This window comes from Constantimarinum furrinae, from assembly GCF_014295415.1.
Lineage (GTDB): Bacteria > Bacteroidota > Bacteroidia > Flavobacteriales > Flavobacteriaceae > Constantimarinum > Constantimarinum furrinae.
The window spans coordinates 2,640,504-2,666,349 of sequence record NZ_CP052909.1; the positions used below are offsets into that span (position 1 = coordinate 2,640,504).

Annotated in this window: 17 protein-coding genes; 3 read left to right on the forward strand and 14 right to left on the reverse strand. The window is 40.1% G+C overall.

Features of this window, described 5'->3' with window-relative positions; genetic code table 11:
* Positions 1-175: 175 nt before the first annotated feature.
* The 10 genes from ALE3EI_RS12155 to cysQ all read right to left on the reverse strand — a co-directional run bounded on the left by ALE3EI_RS12155 (position 176) and on the right by cysQ (position 9,501).
* Positions 176-1,081, reverse strand: coding sequence for a sulfotransferase family protein (locus ALE3EI_RS12155; protein WP_186989029.1), 906 nt, complete (start codon positions 1,079-1,081; stop codon positions 176-178).
* Positions 1,078-1,995, reverse strand: coding sequence for a glycosyltransferase family 2 protein (locus ALE3EI_RS12160; protein ID WP_186989031.1), 918 nt, complete (start codon positions 1,993-1,995; stop codon positions 1,078-1,080). Before ALE3EI_RS12160 ends, ALE3EI_RS12155 begins: the two co-directional genes overlap by 4 nt.
* A gap of 2 nt (positions 1,996-1,997) precedes the next feature.
* Positions 1,998-2,513 (reverse strand): hypothetical protein, encoded by a 516-nt coding sequence (locus ALE3EI_RS12165; RefSeq protein ID WP_186989033.1) that lies wholly within the window; start codon positions 2,511-2,513, stop codon positions 1,998-2,000.
* Between the two features lie 18 nt (positions 2,514-2,531).
* Positions 2,532-3,791, reverse strand: coding sequence for a hypothetical protein (locus tag ALE3EI_RS12170; RefSeq protein WP_186989035.1), 1,260 nt, complete (start codon positions 3,789-3,791; stop codon positions 2,532-2,534).
* A complete protein-coding gene (locus ALE3EI_RS12175; RefSeq protein ID WP_186989037.1) occupies positions 3,791-5,260 on the reverse strand; it encodes a lipopolysaccharide biosynthesis protein in 1,470 nt (489 codons plus the stop codon). Before ALE3EI_RS12175 ends, ALE3EI_RS12170 begins: the two co-directional genes overlap by 1 nt.
* A gap of 169 nt (positions 5,261-5,429) precedes the next feature.
* Positions 5,430-6,698: a sulfate adenylyltransferase subunit 1 gene (locus ALE3EI_RS12180; RefSeq protein ID WP_186989039.1), complete on the reverse strand. Its 1,269-nt coding sequence runs from the start codon at positions 6,696-6,698 to the stop codon at positions 5,430-5,432.
* Positions 6,699-6,747: 49 nt separating this feature from the next.
* Positions 6,748-7,653 (reverse strand): sulfate adenylyltransferase subunit CysD, encoded by a 906-nt coding sequence (cysD, locus tag ALE3EI_RS12185; protein WP_186989041.1) that lies wholly within the window; start codon positions 7,651-7,653, stop codon positions 6,748-6,750.
* Between the two features lies 1 nt (position 7,654).
* Positions 7,655-8,248, reverse strand: coding sequence for an adenylyl-sulfate kinase (cysC, locus tag ALE3EI_RS12190; protein WP_186989043.1), 594 nt, complete (start codon positions 8,246-8,248; stop codon positions 7,655-7,657).
* The gene (locus tag ALE3EI_RS12195) at positions 8,248-8,700 is read right to left on the reverse strand and encodes a DUF2061 domain-containing protein (RefSeq protein WP_186989045.1); all 453 of its coding nucleotides are present in this window, start codon (positions 8,698-8,700) and stop codon (positions 8,248-8,250) included. The genes cysC and ALE3EI_RS12195 overlap by 1 nt, the downstream gene beginning before the upstream one ends.
* Before the next feature lie 3 nt (positions 8,701-8,703).
* Positions 8,704-9,501, reverse strand: a complete 798-nt coding sequence (gene cysQ, locus ALE3EI_RS12200) for a 3'(2'),5'-bisphosphate nucleotidase CysQ (RefSeq protein ID WP_186989047.1) — start codon at positions 9,499-9,501, stop codon at positions 8,704-8,706.
* Positions 9,502-9,723: 222 nt separating this feature from the next.
* On the opposite strand from cysQ, the gene ALE3EI_RS12205 reads away from it, so the two are divergent.
* Positions 9,724-10,215 (forward strand): Dps family protein, encoded by a 492-nt coding sequence (locus ALE3EI_RS12205; protein WP_186989049.1) that lies wholly within the window; start codon positions 9,724-9,726, stop codon positions 10,213-10,215.
* Between the two features lie 19 nt (positions 10,216-10,234).
* On the forward strand, positions 10,235-11,098 hold the full coding sequence (locus ALE3EI_RS12210; protein WP_186989051.1) for an esterase-like activity of phytase family protein: 864 nt from the start codon (positions 10,235-10,237) through the stop codon (positions 11,096-11,098).
* Here the strand turns inward: ALE3EI_RS12210 and ALE3EI_RS12215 are convergent.
* The 3 genes from ALE3EI_RS12215 to ALE3EI_RS12225 are packed head-to-tail and all read right to left on the reverse strand — an operon-like array spanning position 11,095 to position 22,183.
* Positions 11,095-14,754: a BamA/TamA family outer membrane protein gene (locus ALE3EI_RS12215; RefSeq protein ID WP_186989053.1), complete on the reverse strand. Its 3,660-nt coding sequence runs from the start codon at positions 14,752-14,754 to the stop codon at positions 11,095-11,097. The genes ALE3EI_RS12210 and ALE3EI_RS12215 overlap by 4 nt on opposite strands.
* Positions 14,755-14,762: 8 nt before the next feature.
* Complete coding sequence (locus ALE3EI_RS12220; RefSeq protein ID WP_186989055.1) at positions 14,763-18,494, reverse strand: metallophosphoesterase; 3,732 nt, start codon at positions 18,492-18,494, stop codon at positions 14,763-14,765.
* On the reverse strand, positions 18,494-22,183 hold the full coding sequence (locus ALE3EI_RS12225) for a metallophosphoesterase family protein (protein ID WP_186989057.1): 3,690 nt from the start codon (positions 22,181-22,183) through the stop codon (positions 18,494-18,496). The genes ALE3EI_RS12220 and ALE3EI_RS12225 overlap by 1 nt, the downstream gene beginning before the upstream one ends.
* Before the next feature lie 53 nt (positions 22,184-22,236).
* Here ALE3EI_RS12225 and ALE3EI_RS12230 point away from each other — a divergent pair, with 53 nt between their 5' ends.
* The gene (locus ALE3EI_RS12230) at positions 22,237-23,460 is read left to right on the forward strand and encodes a Pycsar system effector family protein (RefSeq protein ID WP_186989059.1); all 1,224 of its coding nucleotides are present in this window, start codon (positions 22,237-22,239) and stop codon (positions 23,458-23,460) included.
* On the opposite strand, the gene ALE3EI_RS12235 is transcribed toward ALE3EI_RS12230, so the two are convergent.
* A complete protein-coding gene (locus ALE3EI_RS12235; protein WP_186989061.1) occupies positions 23,461-25,824 on the reverse strand; it encodes a GAF domain-containing protein in 2,364 nt (787 codons plus the stop codon).
* Positions 25,825-25,846 lie beyond the last annotated feature (22 nt).

Sequence of the window (25,846 nt, forward strand, 5' to 3'; positions counted from 1 at the left end):
CTTGGGGAGTGTATTAAAAATACAAAGGCGATACCGCGATAGCCATTTCAAGCAGCGGCAAAGTTACTATAAAGAATCGTTTTTACCATAGAAATTATAGTCAATTTAAAGCTGATAAAAAGTTGTATTTCAATATATTACGGCGAGTTGACCGATTAAAATTGTCTTTCCCTTATCAAACTGATTTATAATAATTTAGAGATTGTTTTTTGAACACCTCATTCAATTCTTCAAACAAAGGATTAGAAATTTCTAAATGCGATCGATCTGTTCGTGATAGTTTCTGAAAAATCCCCTGTTTTAATTTTGAAGGAAATAAATATGAAAAAGGAGCTTTTAATCCCAACCGTCTTCCCCAATACCACATTGACTTAAACCGGGGCGTTTGCGCAGCATTATTCTTATCGAATAAATAATACCCAAAAGGTGAGATTTTGAGTTCAGCAGAGAGGTTTGCTAAAAAACTGTCGGTATTATCGATCATATCTTCGAAGCGTACACAAATTACTGTTTTAAAAAGTGCCGAATACTTCTCAATTACGCTGTCATAAAAACTCATATTGAGATAGGTATACCAAGGCAGATCACCGCTTCTTTGCAATTTCAATTGGGTCGTCATACAATGTTCGAACGATTGTTTTTCACGGCCCAAACCCAGATCCATTCGATAATGAGAATACGCCCGTTCTAAGGGATCTCTTAGTATAATTACAATAGTAGCATTTGGGTTGTATTCATAAATTCTTCGGGCAGTATCCGGTGCATGCAGATAAGCTGTACTGGCTTCAGCTACATAAATATGTTGCTCAGCAGCCTGAGAAAATAGTGTTTGATAGTGTATAGGATTTTCGATGTGGGCAATATGTTTCGGCGAAGGAAATTTTTTATCAAAGTATGTTTCGAGATCGAAAAATCGAGACGGTTCATATAATGCCTTCGGAAGTGAATCCACAAAATAATTAGGCTCCTTTATTGGAGAAAAATATATCTGAGGGTGCTTAGAAAGTACTTCAGAAAAAGAGGTAGTACCACTTCGCATGGCACCTACAACAAACAGATTTGCTTTTCGTTCTGAACTCATCTCCGAAGATATTTTAACACCGGATACACATTAAATGGCACTATTTTCAGGAAACCAAATAACATCCTTTGGGGGGCAGAAACTAATTTTTTGATCAAATTTATGACTGCTTTCCGCTCTCGTCTGGAATAGTTCCCATAATACTTTAAATAGGTAAGCGTTACAAAGCTATTGATATACGTGCCAAAATATCCTTTATCAGTTTCTGTAAGCTCCCCTTTCACTTCTTTAAGTGTATTGAGATATACTGTAAAGTCTGAAGCAGCATAACCGAAGTCAACTACGCTTGTGGCTTCTAACTTTCGGTAAAACGACAGCTCCCTATTGACAAAAACCACGGGATGATCTGTGGTAAGTCGCAACCACAGATCGTGATCTTCATGTTTTTGTTGTTCCTTTCTGAAAAGTCCTTTTTCCAGCAACAACGGCTTGCTTATCACAGTATTTGACGAATTCATTGGTGGAAGATAACGGCTTATTATCTGAAAATAATTCAGTAATTCTGTTTCCCCATCATCCGGTAATAGCGTATTCGAATATCGCTCTGTAACAGTATCGAAGACCCTGCTCCTCCCACTTGCAAATATAAGCTGGTCGGGGAATTTCTGCATGGCCCCTACTATCTCATTCAGAAAATGAGGAGCCCACCAGTCATCTGCATCCAAAAGTGCTATCCATGGGTATTTTGCCTTTTTTATTCCGGTATTTCTGGCTTCGGAAACGCCGCTATGTACCTGTTTTATTAGTTGAATTCTCTCCTCATTAAACGCTTCAACAATTGATAAAGAACCATCAGTGCTTCCATCATCTATGATGATCAACTCGAAATCCCTGAAACTTTGTGTTAGCACCGAATTTATCGCTTCCGCGATATATGCTTGTTTATTATATAATGGGATAATAACGCTTATCATGATCACTTTTTAATTCCGAAGAATCTTTTAAATCGGAAGGTACTATTCTGAAATTTGCCTAACAAATTCGTATAAATACTATCCCTGTAATAAAGTTTCTCCCTCCCTTTCCAACTTAGGTTCCAGAGATACAGATTCGTAGCCGTAAGTTTTTGAAGGAGCGATGCTTCAATTTCGATCCTTACATCCTCACCTGAAAATCGATCCCTCAGTTTAGTAGTGGCAACAATTTCGAGGATATGCATCGGACACTGACTCCATCGATATACAAGACATGATATACCATTTACAGTTATTGGCCAGAAAAAAAACTGATTCCTGTAGTTATATGCACAACGATCCTTATTGAATTGAATCGGAGTCTTTAAAACCACATTTAAGGTTCCCGGAAAAATCTCAAGATTGTGTTTACTGAAAAATTCCTGCAGGGTTAGCATGCGATGTGTTCCCAATCCACGGCCGTTCACGACTCTCCCCGTAAATTTTCTTATGTGTCCGCTACTGTTGATACTATCCATGAATTAAATTGCGGTAATTTACGATAGTTTCGCCTTTGCTGCCTTTAAAAGACGGAAAATGGGCTCAGGAAGTACATTTTTTGCCATCGTCTTTAATGTTGTTGCTCCATACCCTTTTCTCAATACCGAGCCTTTCTTTGGGAGTTTTCCCGTGATCGCTGTGTTATTATAAACCGCTTTATCGATCGGACTCTCAAAATAATAGCCCTCGGCTACAAAATATCCCCGAAGTATTTCACTCATTTCGGTTTCGTTATGGATCGCTTCGGAAGTAAACCATTTGAAATTAAGACCCTCTGAAAGTCCTGCAAGCGTATTGATATGCTCGGGGTTTACGGTTTCTTTCTGAACCTTACAATGGAATAACAGGCTAAAGAAATGATCTGTTTCTGAAGGAATATAGATATTGTTTTTCAGGATTTTTCGTTTCAGCATTCGGTGTTGCCACACCGCTGGCAGGTAATTATCTCCTATAAACCGAAGGTCTAAAGACACATTCGTATTGGCAATTTTTACTTCAGCCTTAAAGGGCTTATGGCTCAATTGAGTTGCACCCATGGCGGAAGCCAGTCGCTGAAAATTATTAGTAAGAAAGTCGATGTCACCGCGCGTGTGTTCATCGCGAATTGCTTCAAAATTTCTTAGCACCAGATAATTACAGCTTATATTTAGAAATTTAAATAGGTCGTTATAGTTATTCCAACCGGATACACCTTCAGTATCCCTTACAAACTTTTTTTGTGTTATCTTTTTGTTATCCAAAAGATCATTGACAAGCTGGGTTCCCAGCATTAAAGGTGCCTGATAAAAGAACTCCTGAGCGTTATTACTTGAATGTACACCGAACTGAACTCCCGTTTTATCGAAAATTTCTTTTCTGATGGCCTTTTTCAACTCAATAATATTCAGGTTAGAAAACTCGATCTTTCCCGATACAGATGGCGTGTGTCCATAACGTGGCGCATGATCCTTTACGATAAAAACTACGAAAGAGTGGCTTCCAATCTTTTCTGCGATTGCCGAGTGTCTTTCAAGATTTTTATCATTTTTAAATAGGGGAATCTCATACAGCCGAAATGCATTTCGATAAAAATGAGCTTCACTCCAATGTATTTCAGTCTCTAAGAGGATCTCGAACCTGGATTGTAAATCGGTCTTAATCTCACTTAGAAACGGCAGTGCAGTTTCCCAGATCATAAAACAACCGTGATCGTAAAATAACGCTTCGGAGCTATTTTGAGCTTTAATGATATGGTCAAAATTGAATCGGTTTCGCACTAGTATTCTCGTTTTAATTCTTCATCCATAAAAGTAAGGTTTCTGTGTTTAATGAGCTGATACATAAACCGAACTTCACGTTTTGCAAACAAGACAAAGAATATGGCAACCGATAATAAATAAAAGAGGAGTATAAAAGGCCAATCGATAAAGTTCAGCAATACCATTGAAGAACCCCCACACGCCAGCAATAGGCTTAACGGAACCTTCAGAACCGCTAAATATTGATTGAGTGGAAATCGAAAGATCCTTTTTAAATAAACGAAGGTGAGCAATGCCGAAAGCAAGGTTGCAACTGTAAAACCCCATGCCGCACCGCTTACACCGTTACTGTAAATTCCGAAGAAAATACAGGGGACAAAGAATAAAAACGATTTAACCAGCTGCAGATTAAATTCGAGACGCACTCTTCCGAAGGAGCGAAACAACGCCTGATTGGAATTTACCCACATTTGAATAAAAACCGAAATACACAGTATCTTAATCAAAGGAACAGAGTGAGTCCACTTGGCGCCAAAAAACAAAATGAGAAAATATTCAGCGAATAAATAGATCAGCAATATTATTGGATATACCAACATCATATTAACTGAGAGCGTTCTTAAATAGGTGGTTATTAATTTTTCCGGTTCATCCTGCATAGTCACATAAACCGGGAACATTACTTTGTTTATTACGCCGGCGATCTGAGATCGTAAGGTATTGGTAAGTAAAAAAGCAAAAGCGTAATAGCCAAGCGTAGTGGCCCCTAAAAACTTACCCACCAACAAATAATCAGATTTTTGCGCTACTACGTTAGCTATGGAAGTTCCGGTAGTGAAAATTCCGAAGCCAAATATTTCCTTAAAATGTTCCTCACTCCAATTAAGGCGCGGGCTCCATTCTGATGCTAAAAAACTTAACGGTACCAGGATCACCGATTTAATCACTGAATAACACACCAGAGCCCAGACTCCGAGTCCCTTAAACGCTAAAAAAAACGCGAGCGATCCGGCGATAATATTGCTGATACTATTTATAACAGCCAGCTTTTTAAACTGCATTTGTTTGGTGAGTCTGGCACGTTGTACCACCGAGAGGGAGCTGGTTAGCAAAGTTATACTTAAAGCAGGAACTATCTTAATTAATATGGGTTCATTATAGAAAGCTGCTATAAAAGGTGAGATCACAAAATAAATGAGCAAGAGCAAGCAGACAGACCAAACAAGTCCCGACCAGAAAGCTGTACTGTGGTGGGACTTAGTGAGCAACATATTTTTCTTTTGAATGAGCGCATTTCCGAACCCCAGATCATTGACAACCTGCAGAAAAGACACAAAAACAATCGCCATTCCTACAACACCAAAATCTTCCGGAAACAGTAGTTTGGCAAGTAAAAACTGAATGATAAGATCGAAACTGCGATTAAAAACCGATTCGGTTGTGGTCCAGAAGACTCCGCCAAGTATCTTTCTTTTTAGACGGGACATTTAAATAATGGGATATGATTTCTGAAAAGAAAAATTTGAACCGACGGCTTTAGCATGGTAAAAAGGTTTCGAATATAAAATGGACGGGGTGAATTGCTGCTTTCCCCTTATGCCATAATATCCTCTTCATCCAAAGATAGGAATCAATTCTAAAATATACAGGCTTTCTTTACAGGATCATCCCTGCGGCTACGGTTTCATGTGTAGCATCATCGATTAGTATAAAGCTTCCTGTGATCCGATTGTCGCGGTATTCGTCCACCATTAACGGACGGGTAGCTCTAACAGTAACACGGGCAATATCATTCATCGTAAGGTCCTTATCCTCTTCGTTTCTGGAATAGGTGTTGATGTCAATTTTATACAGCACATCCTTGATCATTGCTTTTTGTTCGTTCGATGTATGAATGATGGTGTATTTGGCACGTGGTCGGGCCGAATTATTGTGTAGCCAGCAAAGCATAGCGTTAAACTCTTGAATGGCTTCCGGTTTGTTATTCGCCTTTACGATCATATCGCCTCTGCTAACATCAATATCATCTTCAAGTGTCATAGCGATCGACATGGGAGCGTACGCTTCATCCAAAGGTCCGTCGCACGTATCTATTGTTTTTATTTTTGAAGTGAATCCCGATGGCATCACCACAACATCATCTCCTGGTCTAAATATTCCACTGGCCACTCGCCCTGCATAGCCTCTGTAGTCTATATACCCCTCTCTTTGTGGTCTTATAACCGTTTGTACTGGAAACCGGGCGTCGATCTTATTAATATCGCTGCTTATATGCAGGTGCTCTAACGTATGTAAAAGCGGAGCTCCCTGATACCAGTCCATGTTAGTACTTCGGTTAACCACGTTGTCTCCATTAAGGGCACTAATGGGCAGGAATCGGATATCTTTTACGTATAACTTTGATGAAAATTCTTCAAATTGTTGAATAATGTCCTCATAGATCGCTTCTGAATACTCCACCAGATCCATTTTGTTAATACATACGATGATATGTGGTATTTGAAGCAGGGAAGCGATAAAGGCATGTCTTTTGGTTTGCTCGATCACTCCGTGTCTAGCATCAATCAGGATAAGCGCGGCGTTTGCTGTAGATGCTCCTGTAACCATATTACGGGTGTATTGAATATGTCCTGGAGTATCGGCAATAATAAATTTCCGCTTTGGTGTAGTAAAATAACGGTATGCCACATCTATAGTAATCCCCTGCTCCCGCTCGTCGCGCAGCCCATCGGTAAATAAGGCCAGATCAACACCATGGTGTCCTTTTCGTTTGCTAGTGTTCTCAACAGCCAACAACTGATCTTCGAAGATCGCTTTACTATCATACAGCAATCTCCCAATTAAAGTACTTTTTCCGTCATCCACACTTCCGGCTGTGGTAAAACGTAATAATTGATTGTTGTCTATTTTTACAGAATTACTCATTTATTAAGATATATACAAGATTGTTTTTTTCATTAAAAGCGAACACAGTTTAAAAATACCCCTGCCGTTTACGGTCTTCCATAGAAGTCTCACTGCGTTTATCATCGGTACGATTACCGCGCTCGGTTTGCTTCATTGCCGATACTTCGGCCACGATCTTTTCGAGGGTATCGGCATCAGATTCAATTCCACCGGTTATGGTGATATCTCCCAATGTCCGAAATCTTATCTTTTTTGACAGTACTTCTTCCCCTTCTTCCAGTTTTAAATGCTCAGATACCGGGATCCAGGAGTCGTTCCGCCATACCACATCACGTTGATGAGCAAAATACAGGGAAGGAATAGCAATATTTTCTCTTAAAATATAATTCCAAACGTCCATTTCGGTCCAGTTACTAATGGGAAATGCCCTAAAATGCTCTCCTTCAAAATGCTTTCCATTTAGGATATTCCATAGCTCCGGTCGCTGATTTTTAGGATCCCATTGACCAAAATCGTCCCTGTGTGAAAAAAAGCGTTCCTTGGCTCTGGCTTTTTCTTCATCCCGGCGACCGCCACCAATGGCACAATCTACTTTGTTGGATTCTATAGCGTCTAATAAGGTGGTGATCTGAAGTGCATTTCGCGTAGCATTCTTGCCCTTTTCTTCTGCTACTCTTCCCGTATCAATAGACTCCTGCACAGAACCTACGATAAGTTGAGCATCCAATGCTTTAATAAGATCATCGCGAAACTGTATGGTTTCCGGGAAATTATGCCCTGTATCCACGTGCATTAACGGAAACGGGATCTTAGAGGGATAAAACGCTTTTTTAGCAAGATGAGTCACTAATATAGAATCTTTTCCGCCGGAAAATAATATTACAGGATTCTGAAACTGTGCCCATACCTCTCTCAAAATAAAAATGGCTTCAGATTCTAATTCATCTAAATAATTTAAATAGTACTTACTCATGCTACTGCTTAATTTTTTTATTTACCAAAGCTATAATTATGGCGACTGCCTCCTCCACCGAAGTATTCACAGTATCTATCTGTAGATCGGGTGCAACCGGAGCTTCATACGGTGCATTTACACCCGTAAAATTTTGTATTTCTCCGGCACGGGCCTTGGCATACAAGCCTTTTACATCACGACGTTCGCATTCGTCAATTGGAGTGTTCACAAAGATTTCCATCACATTGGAATAGCCTGCGATCTGTTTAACCTGCTCCCGGTCTCTGGCATAAGGAGAAACAAAGGCCGCAAGGACAACAAGTCCGGCATCGAGCATTAAACTTGAAACTTCGGCGATACGTCTTATGTTCTCACTTCTATCTTCCGGGGAAAAAGAAAGGTTGCTGTTTAATCCCTTTCTAACATTATCTCCGTCCAGCGTATAGGTGTGTACTCCTTCTTTAACCAAAGCCATTTCAACGGCATTTGCTATAGTGGATTTACCCGATCCCGACAGTCCCGTAAACCATAACAATAATGGCTTATGATTCTTCAACCCACTTCGTTGTTCGGGCGTTGTATTAAAATTGTGAGGGATGATATTCTCCTGCATTACTGTTTAAAAAGATTTAAAACATAGTTTCGAATGCGTCCCAGAGGCAGTCTCAACCACAGTCTTTCGTGAAAATAATAGAGTACAAATTTAGTAATTAACTCGGTTAACGCTATAAAAAGAGCAACTTCATCGAAATTATTTAAGATCGTTCCGCTAATGATAAAGGTAGTGGTGGTCGCTATGATACGCCAGGATATACTCTTATACAGGGTTTGTCTTGTCGTTACCGTATCTCCGTTTCTGAAATTCAGCCAGATACGCTCGTGTACATAGTAGATCAATAATTTTATAAGAAACTCTGCAAAACCAATTTTCAAGGCATTCTCAAGGCTACAATTACCGGTTAGACATGTAACCAGCAATACGACCAGGATAGTATCTGTTGTGGCGATGATACGCCATGAAATGCCCTTCAACAGGCTTCTGATATGTGACTCTTTTTTATACAAGAATTAATTCTTAGCCGAAACCACAAAATACGGATTCAGTAAATTTTCTTTATTATATCGTAAGGATTTTCCCGTTTTTTCCTCAGTTACGACAAGGCCCACGGCCTCACAAATAGCTTGTCCGGCTGCGGTGTCCCACTCCATTGTTGGAGCATAACGCGGATAAATATGTGCTTCGCCTTCAGCCACAAGGCAAAATTTTAGAGAGCTTCCTTTAGAAACGATCTCGACTGTATGCTTTTTTTCAATTTCTGAAATAAATACTTTGGTATCCTCATTTAAATGCGAACGACTACCCACAACTTTTACGGGATCGGTAATCGCTGCAAGTGGCGCAATTTCTGAAGCCTTTTCCAATATGTCTGCTATCGGCATCGACTCATCACTCAAAACAAATTTATAAGAAGTGTCGGCCTTGTGGTTGGTAAAATATAAGGTTTTGCTCACCGGTACATAGATCACTCCTAATAAGGGACGTCCTTCTGCAATAAGCGCAATATTTACGGTGAATTCGCCATTTCGCTTAATAAACTCCTTGGTACCGTCCAAAGGATCCACGATCCAGCAACGTTTCCATTGCGATCGTTCGTAAAACGGAATACGCTTGTTCTCCTCACTTATAATAGGAACAGAAGTTTGCTCTAAATAGGACATGATCACAGCATTCGCTTTTTTATCGGCTGTGGTTAGAGGAGAATCATCGCCTTTGATCTCTATGTCAAAATCGGTGGCATATACGTCCATAATAGCCTTTCCGGCATCGATCGAAGCTTTTATGGCAGTATTCAAGAGGTCTTTCATGTAATGGGTTGACTTTTAAAGCGGTCAAATGTACAATATTTACACCAAAGGACAGGATGATCAAACGGCTAAATCGTTGCGTTTAAAATCTACTGCTATAATACAGAGAATCCTTATTTTTTTCTTAAAAGCCGAAGAAAATGCGTTAAAGAAAATCTAAATGCCTTTCAAAAATTGTGGGGAATTAAAAGCCCTTGTACCTTTAAAAATAAAACAACCTCAATGAACTATTTAAATCTAAAAAAAAGTGAAACTGCCCAGGTAGCTAAAGAGCTCAATGTCTTGTTGGCAGATTACCATTTGTATTATCAAAAACTACGGAATTTTCATTGGAATGTAGTAGGTAAGAATTTCTTCGACCTGCACATAAAATTTGAAGACATGTATGAGGATGCAAAGTTGAAAGTAGATGAGATCGCAGAAAGGATCTTAACACTACGCTATCAGCCGGTGAGTAATTTTTCGGAATATTTAAAAATGTCGAACCTTAAGGAGTCTCCTTCCGACATTAAAGATGTCGAAATGGTGAAAGCACTCTTAAGCGACCATGGAGATATTCTTAAACAAATGACAAAGGTCATTGAACAGGCAGAAGCTGTAGGCGATGAAGGAACTATCGATCTTTTAGGATCTTATGTTGCAGATCTTGAGAAAATTAGCTGGATGCTGGACGCCTGGAGTATGAAAAGCGGTGATAACCACCCGGAAGCATAATCTTTTTCATTTTACCTACATGAAACAACTCGTAGGGGTTTTCATTTTGGCGATACTTAATTTAGGATGTCAGGATTTGGGTAAACTCCAAATCCTCGCTTCCTTACCGGGAGAATTAAAAGAAATAAGCGGCATCGAAAAAATAAAGGGCAGCGAATTGCTTTGGGCGATTACCGATTCAAAGAACGCTGCCGACATTTTTGGTTATAATACTAAAACGAATAGCATTGATAGGGTAATTTCACTAGAAAACGGAACAAACGTCGACTGGGAAGACATCGCAGGCGATGGAAACGGAAACCTGTATGTAGGTGACTTCGGAAATAATCGCAATAAAAGAAAAGATCTTACCATTTATGGCATTGAGAATGTCTCTAATTTTACAGCCGCCAGATCCAGTACAATAGCCACTGTCACCACCTTCAATTTTGAAGATCAAAAGGAATTTCCGCCTAAAAAGAAAGATCGCAATTTCGATGTAGAAGCATTTATCGTAAAGGATGGTTTTTTCTATCTCTTTACTCGAAACAGGAGTTCACATTTTGACGGAACCACAAAACTTTACAGAGTTCCCACAAAACAGGGAAGTTTTGAGGCTGAATTAATAGGAAGCTATAAAACTTGCGAAGATGATGATGACTGCCAGATCACTGCAGCCAGTATCGATCGTGATGCGGGAAAGATAGCGCTCTTAAGTTATAATAAGGTCTGGATCATTTCAGAATATAAAGGCGATCAATTTTTTAAAGGAAAGATCGAAAAGATAAATCTGGATCACAGATCACAAAAGGAAAGTGTAACCTTTAAAAACTCAGAAACGCTGTATATAGCAGATGAACTTACTGGAATTGAAGGTGGCAATCTTTACGAATTGCCTATTTAAAAAGTAAATCCGAAGCCAAAAGTAATGCGGGTTCCTTCTTCCCCTGTGAATAGATTTACATCACCCCTTAAAGCATCGGTCCAGCGAACCATCATACCTCCTCCATAACTGCCATGCCAAACATCGGAAGTATCATTCTCTACCCAAACTCTTCCAATATCATAACCTCCGTAAACGCCTATAGCCAAAGGAAAAAAGAAGGTTTTTATCTTTTTGAAATCGTACGCCAGATCGGCGCTTCCCAAGGCACTGTGTTTTCCGGTAAAACGCTGATTCCGATATCCTCTAAATCCGGTATTGGAACCCAAATTTGCACTGTTATAAAATTGAGGCATATCCCCGATCATGCCCGTGGTTTCCACTTTTGTCTTAAGCACCAGTCTGTTATTACTTAAAAGTGAATTGTATAATATCAACTGAGCATTTCCATATCCTGTAATGGCATTACCCTCCAAATCATCAATTCCACCTACTGTCGTTTCGAAGAGCATTCCTTTTGATGGGAAGTCGGTGTCGTTGATATTTTTATAGGCATACGTTGCAGACGGAATTCCAAAATATCGTCTTTCACCAAAGGCTTCAGGTGAAGTTCCGTCTATGATGTTGGCACCATTTCGGAATATTTTAACTGTTTTCAGGTTATATTTTATCTGAAAAAAGCTGCCGTACACACCTTCCGTTTCCAGCCCTACTCCCCCTTCAAAGATCTCCAAATTGACACGGTTATAATCCAGGCTCAGTTGTGCTTCAGGGTTATTAGTCTCATTTCCGAAGCCAAAGAAATTTTCGGTATAATTCTTTGACGTGTATCTGGTATTCAGAATAAAATTAAATTTTGATAATATAGCGGCATATGCTTTGTTAAACCTAAGGTCCAAACCCTGTGTGAGGAATTGATAATTTAACAGAACTTCGGCTTTTCTGCCATACGGGTTTTCGATAAACTCATTAACAGTCTTTTCATATCCCGCCTCCAATACGGTACCATCATCCGGATTAAAACCAACCTTAAATGAAATGCCACCACCCGTGGTCGGCTCTTTTTTATAATCGTACGTATTCGCCTGATAGAAGTTCGTCATTCTGAAATTTGCTCCGCCTCTGTTTACAATATCATTTTCCTTATCTCTTCGGTCGTAGACCTTTATTCGCCGCCCTTCCTTTAGATCGTAGCTGTCTTTTTCCTGTCCGCCAATAATTCGTATCAATACAGGCTTCTTGGCAGTACCGCTGCTGGTAAAAACATCTTTATCGTCCAAGCCGTATAACCATACCTCTCTTGTATCTTTACTGTTAAAGGTTCTGCTGAATAACGCCTCCCCTTTCTCACCGTCTTTAATACGAAAGGCCGAGATCTCCGTTTCGCCATTTGGTTTTCTTACTATGTCGAAATGGTCATCCTTATCGGTTCCCGTTAGTACCTGAAACTGTATAAAGTGATCGAAATAGCGTTCTACAATATGTACCAGATTATTTTTGCGTTGAAGAAAGTTCTCCTTTATTTCTTCAATAGTACCGTCTTGAACTTCTTCCGGTAACGCCAAAAAAGCCTCATTTAAGGTCTGTTCGTCGATCGCTTGTTGTAAAAATTTCGCCTGTTGAATCCATACTTCCTTGTCGCTTCGCTTTATGAGCGCTCTGTCGAGTTTGGATCCGGCCTTATTAAACCATTTAACATCGTAAATATCGGGCCCATAGACACCAAACTGATTTACACTTCCCATGATATTGCGGAGTAAGTTCAGAAAGGAACCGTCAAAATTTGCAAATACCTGGTCCCTGTCGCGGGGAATGGGCACAAAAACTGTTTTTCCCTTTTCATTTTCAAAAACCGCCCAGCGCCATTGATCGCTGTGTCTGTCCCAGTCGCCAATGAGCATATCGAAGATACGGGCACGTATATATGTCACTTCATCGAGTACATTGTCTTCATCCTCTCGAAGCATTTTTAAAAGATCGTCGGTACTTTCTATATCGTCTGGATAACCAAAACTTTTGCGGTTAGTGTATTCTTCCGAAGGGCGTTCCACGATCATATACAATTGGTCCCCGTATTCCTCATTGTATTTCCCAAGTCGCTTTTGCTGCGGAACATAATACAATTCGGGTGTGGTATAATACACTTCGGCAGCTTTTGCGATCTTCGGAATAGCGAAGGCTGCATAGGGATGCGCCGCCGTATAAAAGTCAAGTATCAGATTTTCGGGGATGGTCCTCGAAAAATATTTCTCTCCATCAATGCCTTTGAAAGGAACGGTCTCCAGAAACTGGACCGCACTTTTCTTTAGAGCCCGCATATTGTATTCTTTACCGTCTTTCGTCTCCAGTCGCAACGATTTGGTTTGATGTCCACCCCCCGGCCGAATTACCTCCAGCCCGCCATAAAGGGTATCTAACACCGCTGTTGGAACGGTTACCTGTTTCCCATAAACTTCGCGATAATGGTTTCCCCAAAAGGATTTGAAAAAGTCACTTTTTTCTACTTTGTCGAGTTCATATACCGAGGTAGTGTAGGTCTTCGGAAAACGGGTAGGCAGACTGTCAAGATTGGGTTCTACAACAGGAGTGAACAACTTTTTTCGGAATAAGAGCTTTTCTTTTTCCCCTTCTGAAACTCCATAAAAATTTGTCCAAACACTACCATCCTTCAAAATATCCAAGGTGGCATAGCCCTTTTTACCGTAGGAAAACAATCCGTTATCGCTTATTGATACCGGGCGTGTTTCGGAAGCTGCCCCACTCACAATTTGTTTAAAATTTCCGCTTTCAATGTACTGAAGATTCAATTCGTGGCCCGACACCATTACGATTCGATGATCCTCTTCATCTAACATATTACTAAGTCTGGCCATTAATTCATTATAGCGTTTATTATACCGATCCTGCGTGGAGATGGCCCCTTGGGACCTTATCTCGGCGATTAACGTTGCCACTCCGGGTAGGGGGATATCTCCTTGCAGCGGAAAAATATGATCCCTGAAGGAAAACCTTCCGCCGTGACTTCCATTGGTAAACATTGGATGATGCATGGCAAATACGATAAGTTTATTTGCACTCTTTTTGAACTCTCCCTCTATTTCCTGAAAAAATTTGTCCCTGGATTTGATCTCGCATTTATCATTCATCTCATGCAGTTTATCCCAATCTGCAATATACCACTGACTATCGATCACAATAAGCTGAATATCCTCTGTAATTTCAACACTCTCTATGGGACAGCCGTTATTTGGAGTAAGTACATCTTCTTTATCCAACTTCTTTTCAAGATAATCTTCAATGACTTCCAGACCGTCTATAGCATCAAGTTTCCAGTCATAATTTCCGGGTATAAAAAATGCATTGGCCTGCGACGCATTTACCAGATCAATTTGAGGATCAAGTTCCTTTTTAGCCCGGTCATTATTTTTTGCCGAAATATTATCCCCGGTAAACAGAATGTTGTTTTCGGTTTGCGGCTGGCTTTCTATTTTTTTCTGAATAGCATCTAACACGACTTTTGATCGCTCCCCACCGGCATTTCCCAATATATAGAATCGTTGTTCAGTCGCTATGGTGTTACTTTCTGTGAAATCCTGAGGCTCATCGAGCATGACTCCATGAATAGCGCAAGAGCTGAAGATCCCTGCCAATACAACTAGAAATATAATTTTTTTCATGTCTTTTCTTAAAATGAAAAACCAAATCCGAAAGAATATCGTGTTCCTTCAGAAGAGTAAAATCCTGAAAAAGTTCCTTGTAGTCCACCGGGACCGTTCAGCCAGAAACCTCCTCCCACATCGCTGTGCCATTTGTTGGATGAAAATGAGGGCACCCATACTTTACCAACATCGGTGCCGGCGAATAATCCCATTTGTATTGGGATCAGTTCAATTTTAAACTCATTAAAGCTAAACCGCAGGTCTGCACTTCCCACTAAAGAGGACTTTCCGGTAAAACGTTCTTCTCTGTATCCTCGTAAACCTGTATTTGCGCCTAGCTTAACACCCTGATAAAATTCAAATTTATTGTCGAAGTTAAATTGTCCTCTAATATTCGTTTTTAATACCAGGCGACGGTTCTTTACCAGGCTATTGTAAAAACCTAGCCTCGTATCGAGAAAACCAAACAATCGGTCGATATCCTGTAAATTATCGGTTACCCCAATATGAAGATCAAACATCATTCCTCGGGAAGGATTTCGGGCGTCATCAAAACTTCGGTAATTGTAAATTCCTTCAAGTGTACCAAAATAATCTGTTTCATTTACTTCAAAAGTAGAAGTTGGGGCTGCATTGGAATTCACCGGAGTTCCAACAGTTATGGCATTAAATTTAGTCTGAACCTTGTAAAAACTACCAAAGCTGGAGTTTCGCAACAGTCCGGCGTTAGCCGAGATAGTTTGTATTTCCACACGGTTATAATCGAATCCAAGGGATGCTTCTGGGTTTACGGTCTCATTTCCATAGCCAAAGTAATTTACGGTGTAATTCGGACTAGTAAAATAGGCTCCAAAGCTCAGGTTTTTATCATCCTGTATATTCGCAAATTCCCCGCTGTACTCCACATCGAAGCTCGAAGTGTCGAAATAATAGGACGCACGGGCTACATGACGTTGAGAAAATGGGTTGCGTTGGTAGTTATTCACCTGATAGGTATATTGAAAGCCGGGGGTAACCCCATCGTCAGGATTATACCCCAAACTTGCCGAATAACCATTAATTCTGTTGATCTGTTTTCGGTAATCGTAAGTATTTAAATTGTACACATCGGTAAAACGTACACTTCCCGAATTGTGTATTTCAAGGTTATTTTCCCTGCTTTCGTGATCATACACTTTGGCATTACGTCCGTTTATTAATCGAAATGTATCAATTCCCTGTCCACCAACAATACGCACATAAATTGGCTCCGTACCTTCCCCTTTTATCTCGAACGTATCCTGTCCGTCAAGTCCGAATATCCATATCTCGTCGGTATCGATGGTTCTGAAAGTTCTATCTATTAATGGCTTCGCAAGTTTTGCTTTAAAATTTGGATAAACCTTTACATTGGTCTGTCCGTCCGGAAGTCGAGTAATTTCAAAAAAATCATTGAAATTACTTCCTTCTATTGTTTGCTGTTTTGCGAGGTATGTGTAATAACGGTCTGCAATATCTACCAGGTTCCCTCTTCGTGCTTTGAGCGTTTTAATAATTTCCTGCAACGATTCGTCCCTAACCTCTTCCGGAATATTTAAAAATGCAGTGTCAATGACTTCATCACTTAACTTTTGCTGAATCTCTCTCGCCAGATACAACCAGTGTCCTCTCCCGGCCCGTTTTACCAAAGCCCGGTCCAGAATAATTCCTTCTTTATTGAAAAATTCGAGATCCCGTATATCATCTGTATATAAATGCCGCTGATTATTGCTTCCGAAGATGGATTTTGCCACATCGAGAATATTCCCTTCTAAGTTCGAAAATGCATCGTCTCTGTTTCTGGGAATTGGCACATAAACATTTAAGCTGTCACGGTTAAAATATTCGGCCCAACGCCAATGGTCACTTTCCCTGTCCCAATCGCCAATAAGCATATCGAAAAGTCTGGATTTAATATAATTGGATTCATCTATGGTTATATCGCCGCGACGCCTTAGCTTAATGAGGATATCATCGGTAGACTCAACGTCATCGGGATATTTAAAGGTACTGAGTCCCTCACTGTCCTCGTTGGGTTCAATAGAAATATAATACAATGCGTCTCCAAAGTCTTCGTTGTAATTTCCAAGACGTTTTTGTTTGGGCACATAAAAGAGTCTAGGTGTCGTTTTAAAAATATCGATGGCGTCGGCAAGATCTGGAACTGCCATAATCGCATAGGGGTGTGAAGCGGTATAAAAATTACTGCTGAACGACTCAGGTATCGATACCTCTTCTATGATCTCTGTATTTTGTGTTGGATCTGATTCTTGGGGGTCTGAAGGCGCCTCTAACCTTGACTGATAGTCCAAAACATTTTTTTTCAAGGCCCGCATACGGTATTCATTACCTTGCTCGTCCCTTAATCGCAATGATTTGTAATTTTCACTGCGGCTTTCACCTATGACTCTCACCCCTCCAAAAATAGAGTCCAAACGCCCAATGTTCGCTACCACGGGTTGGCTGTAGACATCTTTATATTTGGCCCCCCAAATAGTCTTAAAGTACAACGTTTCCCGAATGGAGTCGGGGGTGTAAATAGCTGCAGTTTTTGTTCTTTCTGAATAGGGAATTACGGGTAAATTACTTACGTCATATTGTTTTCTGGGAGGAAGCATTTCCTTCTGAAACAGCAATTTGGGTTTAAATTCCGGCCCAACTCCATAATATCGAACCCAAGAAGAGCCGTCATCAAAAACATCCATTACCGCAAATCCTTGTCCGCCATAACTGAACTCCCCAAACTCCCCAATGGTGGCAAAACTCGATTTAGCTCCGTTTCCGGTCTGTATCTGTATCAATCCATCCTTTTCTATATGATGCATGGTATGTTCATGACCCGAAGCAAATACTAATCGGTTGTTTCTTTGAGCCAGGGCAGCGAGACGATTCATCAGGTTATTATACAATTCGTTATATCTGTCCTGTACCGATACTCCTCCCTGCGATCGTATTTGAGCCACTAGAGAAGCGAGAATTGGCATTGGGATCTTTTTCTGTAGAGGATACAAATGCTTCTTTAAAGCGTAATACCCCCCATGTGTACCATTGGTGAACATAGGATGATGCATGGCAAATACAATGGTCTTATCCTGATACTTCTGCAGTTCAACCTCTATTTCAATAAAAAGTTTTTCTCTCGATTTGATCTCACAGGATTCATTAAATGCAGGATCGGTATTCCAGTCTTCCAGATACCATTGCGAATCCAGAAGGATCAACTGAATATTTTCAGAGACTTCAATACTTTCTAACGGACATCCTCCAGAGGGTTTGAGCATGTTCTTATCGGTGAGTTCTTTTAAATAATTTTCCTCACGCAGCAATCCGCTAAGTCCGCCATTATACCAATCGTGATTGCCGGGAATGAAAATAACTTCTCCTTTAAATTCCTTAATGGCACCGATCTGAGCATTAATTTGATGCTCGGCGAACGATCGAACCGGTGAACCCTCAATGGGCATACCATCCGGGTAAATATTATCACCTAAAAAAATGGCGTAATCATTCTCGGTATTTTCTTGCTTTATTAAATTCTGAAGCGCTTTTAATGCATCGCTCATTCCGTCTGCAGGGGAAAGACCGGCGTCACCTACCAGATAAAAGGTTCGTTCTATATTTTTATCTGTAGGATAAAGAGGTTTAAACTCTGGATCTCTAAATTGAACGTCATAGGTAGAGCAGGACACGAAAAAGAGTGCCGCAAATAGCAGAAGTACATGGTTCTTGAATCTGTTCATTACATCGATACAGCTAATCCAAAGGTTATACGAACGCCTTCATCTCCGGTAAAGACATTGAGGGTGCCACTAAGGACATCGGCAGCATTTATCCAAAATCCACCACCAAAATCGCTATGCCAAACATTAGAAGAATCATTAGAAACCCATACTCTACCCACATCATATCCGCCAAACACACCTATTTGAATGGGTGATAAGCCTGTACGGAATGTATTAAAACTGTATCGCAGATCGGCACTTCCCACGGCGGCATTTCTGCCTGTAAATCGTTCTTCACGATATCCCCTTAGTCCTGTATCGGAACCAATTTGGGCACCCTGATAGAATTCGAAATCGTTTCCTAATCTGAATTGCCCCTGAGCCTGTGTCTTTAAAACCAACTTTCTGTCTCGTGTAAGTCCGTTGTAGAAAACCAGTAACGGATCTGCAAAACCAAATATCCTATCAGTGTCTTCCAGATTTTGTGTTCCCCCCAGATTAAGGCGAAATAACATTCCCCTACCGGGATTCACTTTGTTGTCATAGCTTTCGTATTCGTAAGTTCCCTGGGCCGTTAAAAAATATAACGGATTTTCTATATTCGGATCGGCAAACATTGATATGAATCTTCCCGGTGTGTTTTCTACTTCTACCGAATGAAATTTAGTTTCCAATCTATAGGTACTTCCATATTGAGAATCCTTGGTGATTCCTATATGCGCACCATATCCTCCCAGGCGTACCCGGTTGTAATCAAGATCAAAGGCATCGGGGTTTTCATATTCAGGATTCAAGGTTTCATTTCCTATTCCGAAGAAATTTTCAGAGAAATTAGGGTTTTTATAATGACCTCCAATTACAAAATTCCATTCTTTGGTAATGTTGGCAAATTCAGCTTCATAATTGATGTCCCAACTTTGTGTCGCAAAATAGTATCCGGCATTAAAACGGTGTTGTTGAGAAAATGGATTGCGCTGAAAACCATTCACCGTGTACACATTGCTGACACCAATTTTAAATCCGTCGTCGGGATTAAACCCGATAGCAGGTAAAAACAGGTTAGTACTCAGTATCTGCTTCGTATAATCGTAAGTGTTGAAATCGTAATTCTCGGTTAAGCGAATAGCCGCACCACCTCGTTCTTCAATAGTATTATTTTTATTCTTTTGATCGTAGATCTTTATGTTTCTACCATTTGATATCTTATAGGTATCGTTATTTTGTCCTCCTATCAATCGTATAAAGATGGGGCGACTTCCATTTCCTTTGACCTCAAAGATATCATCGTCATCGAGCCCGTATACCCAGATCTCACGAGTGTCATCACGTGAAAAGGTGCGATCTACAAACAGATCTGCTTTTTCTCCCTGTTTAATTCTATACACCTTGATACTCGTTTCCCCGTTTTCCAGTCTGGTGATCTCGAAATGATCATCTTTATCGGTTCCTGTAATCGTCTGCAGATTTGAAAAATAATCGTAAAATTCGTTTGCGATCTTAACCAGATTATCCCGTCTTCCTTTTAGTTTATTTTTAATTTCGGCTGCAGTTTCGTCCCTTGCCTCTTCAGGAAGATCCATAAACGCATTTTCAATGACCTCATCGGTAATATTTTCCTGAAGAAATTTCGCCTGAGCCACCCATTCTTCCCTGCCGTAATTCTCAACAAAGGCTCTATCTAATTTTATACCTGCATTATTAAACCATTTGGTGTGTTTCAGTTCCTCGCCATACACCTGAAATTGTCTCGATGTACTAAACAGTACTCTTACTAGGTCTAACAAACCTCCGTCGAAATTTGCATATACCTGATCCCTGTCTCTCGGGATTGGAACAAATAGATCTTTCCCGTCCCTGTCTTTAAATTCTGCAAAGCGCCATTGGTCGTTATGCCGATCCCAGTCCCCGATTAACATATCGAACATACGGGCCCGTATATATGCCTTTTCATCTAAAACATTCTCTTCGTCCTCCCGAAGTTTTTCCAACATATCGTCTGTACTTTCAATGTCATCGGCATAATTGAAAATCGCTCCGTCGTAAGGCTTATCCGGGCGTTCTACGATCATATATAGCTCATCACCATAATCTTCATTGAATTTCCCCAGTGCCTTTTGCTTCGGAATATAATAGAGCTTCGGATTGGTATGAAAAACGCCTGCGGCATCCGACAACTTCGGAATGGTGAATGCTCCATACGGATGTGCAGCCGTGTAAAAATCGAGTATGAGGTCTTCAGGGATGGTATTTCTGAAGCCATCTTCTACCTCCTTATCCTTCAAAATAACAGTTTGTAAAAACTGAACAGCGCTTTTCCGAAGTGCACGCATATTGTAATCACGGCCTTCTTTATCTTTTAGGCGCAATGAGCGGGTTTGGTGCCCTCCTCCTGCTCTTTCAACGGTAAGTCCGCCATATAACGTGTCCAGCAAGGCAACTTTGGCAGTGACCTCGGTTCCGTAGATCTTTCGGTAGTGATCTCCCCAAACGGTTTTATAAAACCCGGTTTTCTCAACGCGATCATCTTCATAGACCGAAGCCTTTACAGTATTGGGATACGTTTTTGGTAAGCCGGAAAGATCGTATTCTTTTTCAGCTTCTATAATTTCTTTCTGAAACAGGGTTGTAACTTCAGCATTCTCGTCAGTTTTAATAAAACGAACCGATGAGGTCCCATCCTTGTATACATCCAGAACCGCAAAACCTCTTCCGCCATAGCTAAACAAACCTGTTTCGCCTAACGCAGCTCTGGTTTCATCGCCACCAGATCCTGAAATGATCTGCTTGATATTGTCATCTTCCAGATATTGCAAGGATTTTTCATGACCGGAAACAAAAACCATGCGCTCATGATCTTTGGCGAGTATATTTAGTCGGCTCATCAATTCGTGGTAACTTTCGTTATACCGGTCTTGTTTCGATATCGCTCCCTGACTTCGAATCTGATATATGAGCGATGCCAATCCGGGAACAGGCAATAACTGATTGATCGCACCATAACGTCCGCCGTAGGGACCATTGGTCATAAGCGGGTGATGCATCGCAAAAATTATGGTTTTATGTTTGTTCTTTTTAAGTTCCCCTTCAACTTCCACAAAGAACTTGGCGCGGGTTTTAATTTCGCATTTGTCGTTCATTTTAGGGTGATCGTTCCAATTTTCGAGGTACCATTGAGAATCTATAATAATAAGCTGAATATTATCGCCTACTTCTACACTTTCCAGCGGACAACCATTATTTGGCTGTAATATATCTTCGGCATTTAATTTTTCTTCCAGAAGATCCTCCTCGTTTTCGAGTCCGTCGACACTGGATCTCCAATCAAGATTCCCCGGTAATACAACCACCTTTCCCTTAAAATCCTTCAGAGCGTTCAACTGCGGCTCCAGACGTTTCTTCGCTTCAGCATTTGCTTCAGCGTTTTTATCGGGTAATCCTCCAGGATAAAAGCTATTTCCGAGGAAAATGGTATAACTGTCCTTAGTCTTTTCCGACGAGATATATTTTTTAAAGGCCGTTAGGGTCTGGTTGTGTTCTTCTTTAGAAAAACCCGCATTACCTATTAGATAAAAGGTCCTGTCGATCTCCTTATTCTTTGAAGGAGTGGTGTTTGTGGATTCAATTTCCCTGTATTTAGGAGCATGTGAAGCACAACCGATAAAAAGAAGCGCAGTAAGAATAGTTATAATGATGTTAATTTTCTTCATAAGAAATTTCTAGCGGTTATTTTTTAGTAATTTGGATGTTTAAATTTAAAAGTATGAGTAACATCATTGAAGCAACAGATGAATTCGTTCTAAATCTTTTTAAAGATAAGCTTCCAAGTACGTTTGTATACCATAATTATACCCATACAAAACGCGTATATAAAAGTATAAATGAAATTATTGAAGATTCACAATTTAATGTTAAAGATGCTACAATCCTGCGTTTAGCGGCATTATTGCATGATACCGGATACATTGAAAAACGCGAAGGACATGAGGAGGAAAGTGTTAGGATCGCAACTGAATTTCTCGAATCTCAGGATGTTGAAAAAGATATAATTGAGGGGGTTCAGAATTGCATCATGGCCACCAAATTCAAAGGAACTCCGAAAGGAAAATTAGAGCAAATAATTAGAGACGCCGATTCTTCACATTTTGGAAAGGATTATTTCCAGGAAGCGAGCGACTTTTTGAGACAAGAGCTCAAATCGCAGGGTATTCGAAATTATTCTCCCAGAGAATGGCGGGATGAAAATATAAAGGTTCTCATTGAAAAGCATCAGTTCTATAGTGATTATGCATTAAAAAACTGGCAACCCGTTAAGGAGGAGAATCTTGCCAAGCTGATGAAAGAACGAAAAAAGGACAGCAAAAAACTTAAAAAGGAGCAAATAAAGGCACAAATGAAAGCCAAGTATAAGGATGCAAGTCCCGAGCGAGGAATTCAGACCTTTTACCGTGTCGCTTTGAGAAACCATATAAAGTTAAGTGATATCGCCGATACCAAAGCGAACATCCTGCTGTCTGTAAATGCCATTATTATTTCGCTTATTCTGGCCAATTTATTTTCCAAGTTCGACACCAATTCGTATCTGGTTTGGCCAACGACAGTTTTTGTACTGTCTAGTGCTGTGACTATGATCCTGGCAGTAATTGCCACGAGACCAAACGTTACCAGGGGAGAATTTACCAAAGAAGATGTTGCGAATAAGAGCGTGAACCTTACCTTTTTCGGAAATTTTCACAAGATGAAGCTCGAGGATTACCAATGGGCTATTAATGAGCTCCTAAAAGACCGTGACTATGTGTATTCTTCACTTACTAAGGATCTTTATTTCCTAGGGAAGGTACTCGACAGAAAATACAGAATATTGCGCCTCACTTATACCATATTCGTAATTGGCACCATCATATCGATCATTGCCTTCGGAATTTCATTTGGGGTAGCAGATATTTCGGTAGAGGAAGTTAGTAAGATCGTCGACCCGGAAGCGTAATTAGGAATTGATTTGAGTCATAAGATCATCATAAGTGTAATATTCCTTCTGATTGTCTTTTTTCTTTGAGTACAGCACGCTAACACGAATGGCTTTTAGTCCGGTAACACCCTGAAGGTCTTCTAATTCTACGATCTCGACATCTTTGTTTAGCACTTTTTTATGCTGAAGGAAAGATATGTACTTTAAGTATTCCCTTTCGTCGGCCTTCTGTGAATAGATGATCGCTATTTTTCCTGCCTGAGTGATGCGCTCGTCGGTACCTTTAATGTATGCTTTATCTACGCGTTTTTTTACGACCTCGTATCGTGCATTATAAGTGCCGTCGACGTCAAATCGCTTTTCGTCCATTCTAAACCGCAACGCGAGGGATCCGTTGAATGCAAGGATCATTGAAGCGACATCCAGAGGGACCGGAAGCTCTTCCTTTAAGGCGTAATAATTATTCTCCATTTCGCACATCACCTGTAACTGCCAGAGTCTAAGGTTATATAGATATACCTTATTAAAACTTTTGTGTTTGGTAATGGACTCGCCTATATACAAATTGTGTTCTACTCCATCGGTCTTAAATCGTTCAAAATAATGCGGATACATTTGCTGAGCTTCCAATTGCTTCTTATCCAGCAGGGATGCCATGCGTTTATTGATCTGCATCACCGAATCGTCGTAGTCTTTCCGGTGTTTATAAACCAGACCGGTACCTTTTTCAATAAGCTCGTAATATTCGTCCACAAAGGTCTTTAAGGTATCGTTCTTTTTGCTCAAATGGCTGAATAATGGAATCACTTCGGTTCGGATAAAATTAAGAACCTGACGTTCACTGTCTACCTGCAACTCCTTTTTTAGATCTTTCAGATAGTCATTAATTCTGAAATCCATGTGCTCATATATAGGCAATGCTTCCAGTTTATAGATCTTACTTATTATTTTCTGAATATGTTTCAGCTGAAGCTGAAGGTCCTTTTGTGTGGCCTGATTTCGTGCCTCTGAAGAACCCTTTACATCCATTTGTCCGTATAACGGATGTACGTCATCGAAAACGATCTCTCTGAAATATGTGGGTGAGTTACTGGTTTTGGCCGCCAAATAACGTTTGGCTTCGTTCTTGAATTTCCAGTGAACACTTGGGTGAATAGCCGTACATTCGTCTTGAATAATTAATTCCAGCTCGTTTTCCAACTGTTCTTTCGAACGCACCACCGCATTGATAAGAAACGGCATGACGTCTTTGAGTTTATGTGCATTAATAGTATTTAATGCATTTACCGTAGAAGATACGAGCTCTGCCACTCCTAATACTTTACCTTCGTGTACGATCGATATTAAGATCGCACTCTTAATTCCCTGGTCCAACAGTTTTTTATAAAGTACATTGGACGGATATAATTTATGATACTTTTCTGTGTTGGTAATACAGTAAAGCTCGTGCTTTTTAAATAAGGTGTAATAAGAAACATCACAAAGTGCAGTGGTGCAGTCTTCCGAATTTTCACCATTTAAGATAAAACTATTACTTTCCTTATAGATCAGCTTTTCGAATGTTCCTTCTTCTTCGTTAAAATCGGACATTCCTACTCTTAGGTCCGGACAGGCGAAAATGGTTCTAAATATTTGTGCTATCTCATCACTAAAGCCTTCTCCTTCGTTTTCAAATCGCAATAAATGGGCTTTAAAGTCGGATATCGCCACATCTGTGGTTACATCGAACATATTTGAAATAATAAACCCTTTGAACTCCCAGCTGTTTGGAGGAAATTTTTCCTTCCAAAGGTCGATATTATCAAAATTTTCAACTAATTCATCAACATCTTCCTGAGTGATCTCTCGTGATCGTGACGTTTTGTTGATCTCTATAAAATCACCGTTAAACACAACGCGATAGCTTCGCATCATTCCGGCCGAGTTAGGTATTTTATAATAAAAAGGCCTTCTGAAATCAACCTTATAGCCGTAGAACATGTTTAAGATCATGCTGCAACCCATAATATAAAGATGATCTGAATCAAAATTTACAAGTGAGGGAACAAAATCCTCTCCGGCATCTTCGATGATATTTTTAAAACGCTGACTCGACTTAAAGATCAACACCTGAAAAGGTGAAGTTGCCACCTTTATTTCGTTCAATGCGAGAGCAGGTGCGAAAATGTCTTCCAAAATGATATCGATTTGCGGCTGATGAACCTTAAAATCGTTTGGAGTTTTTAAACCTGAGGAAAGTTTTGGATACTGTTCGGCAATGGCAACGATTTCCCGGGCACGAACATGATTCGCATTATCCTTGAGAATAGAGCGATAATGTTCGAAGAGTTTATTAAAACTTATCTTGATATCTAAAGGAAATTCTTCCTTTTTGGTTTTCATTTTCAAAATATTATACTTGTAA

What these genes read in the sequence shown, in the direction of transcription:
- ALE3EI_RS12155 (WP_186989029.1), bottom strand. Translation starts at nt 1,081, where the DNA reads ATGAGTTCAGAACGAAAAGCAAATCTGTTTGTTGTAGGTGCCATGCGA.
- ALE3EI_RS12160 (WP_186989031.1), bottom strand. Translation starts at nt 1,995, where the DNA reads ATGATAAGCGTTATTATCCCATTATATAATAAACAAGCATATATCGCG.
- ALE3EI_RS12165 (WP_186989033.1), bottom strand. Translation starts at nt 2,513, where the DNA reads ATGGATAGTATCAACAGTAGCGGACACATAAGAAAATTTACGGGGAGA.
- ALE3EI_RS12175 (WP_186989037.1), bottom strand. Translation starts at nt 5,260, where the DNA reads ATGTCCCGTCTAAAAAGAAAGATACTTGGCGGAGTCTTCTGGACCACA.
- ALE3EI_RS12180 (WP_186989039.1), bottom strand. Translation starts at nt 6,698, where the DNA reads ATGAGTAATTCTGTAAAAATAGACAACAATCAATTATTACGTTTTACC.
- cysD (WP_186989041.1), bottom strand. Translation starts at nt 7,653, where the DNA reads ATGAGTAAGTACTATTTAAATTATTTAGATGAATTAGAATCTGAAGCC.
- cysC (WP_186989043.1), bottom strand. Translation starts at nt 8,248, where the DNA reads ATGCAGGAGAATATCATCCCTCACAATTTTAATACAACGCCCGAACAA.
- cysQ (WP_186989047.1), bottom strand. Translation starts at nt 9,501, where the DNA reads ATGAAAGACCTCTTGAATACTGCCATAAAAGCTTCGATCGATGCCGGA.
- ALE3EI_RS12205 (WP_186989049.1), top strand. Translation starts at nt 9,724, where the DNA reads ATGAACTATTTAAATCTAAAAAAAAGTGAAACTGCCCAGGTAGCTAAA.
- ALE3EI_RS12210 (WP_186989051.1), top strand. Translation starts at nt 10,235, where the DNA reads ATGAAACAACTCGTAGGGGTTTTCATTTTGGCGATACTTAATTTAGGA.
- ALE3EI_RS12215 (WP_186989053.1), bottom strand. Translation starts at nt 14,754, where the DNA reads ATGAAAAAAATTATATTTCTAGTTGTATTGGCAGGGATCTTCAGCTCT.
- ALE3EI_RS12220 (WP_186989055.1), bottom strand. Translation starts at nt 18,494, where the DNA reads ATGAACAGATTCAAGAACCATGTACTTCTGCTATTTGCGGCACTCTTT.
- ALE3EI_RS12225 (WP_186989057.1), bottom strand. Translation starts at nt 22,183, where the DNA reads ATGAAGAAAATTAACATCATTATAACTATTCTTACTGCGCTTCTTTTT.
- ALE3EI_RS12230 (WP_186989059.1), top strand. Translation starts at nt 22,237, where the DNA reads ATGAGTAACATCATTGAAGCAACAGATGAATTCGTTCTAAATCTTTTT.
- ALE3EI_RS12235 (WP_186989061.1), bottom strand. Translation starts at nt 25,824, where the DNA reads ATGAAAACCAAAAAGGAAGAATTTCCTTTAGATATCAAGATAAGTTTT.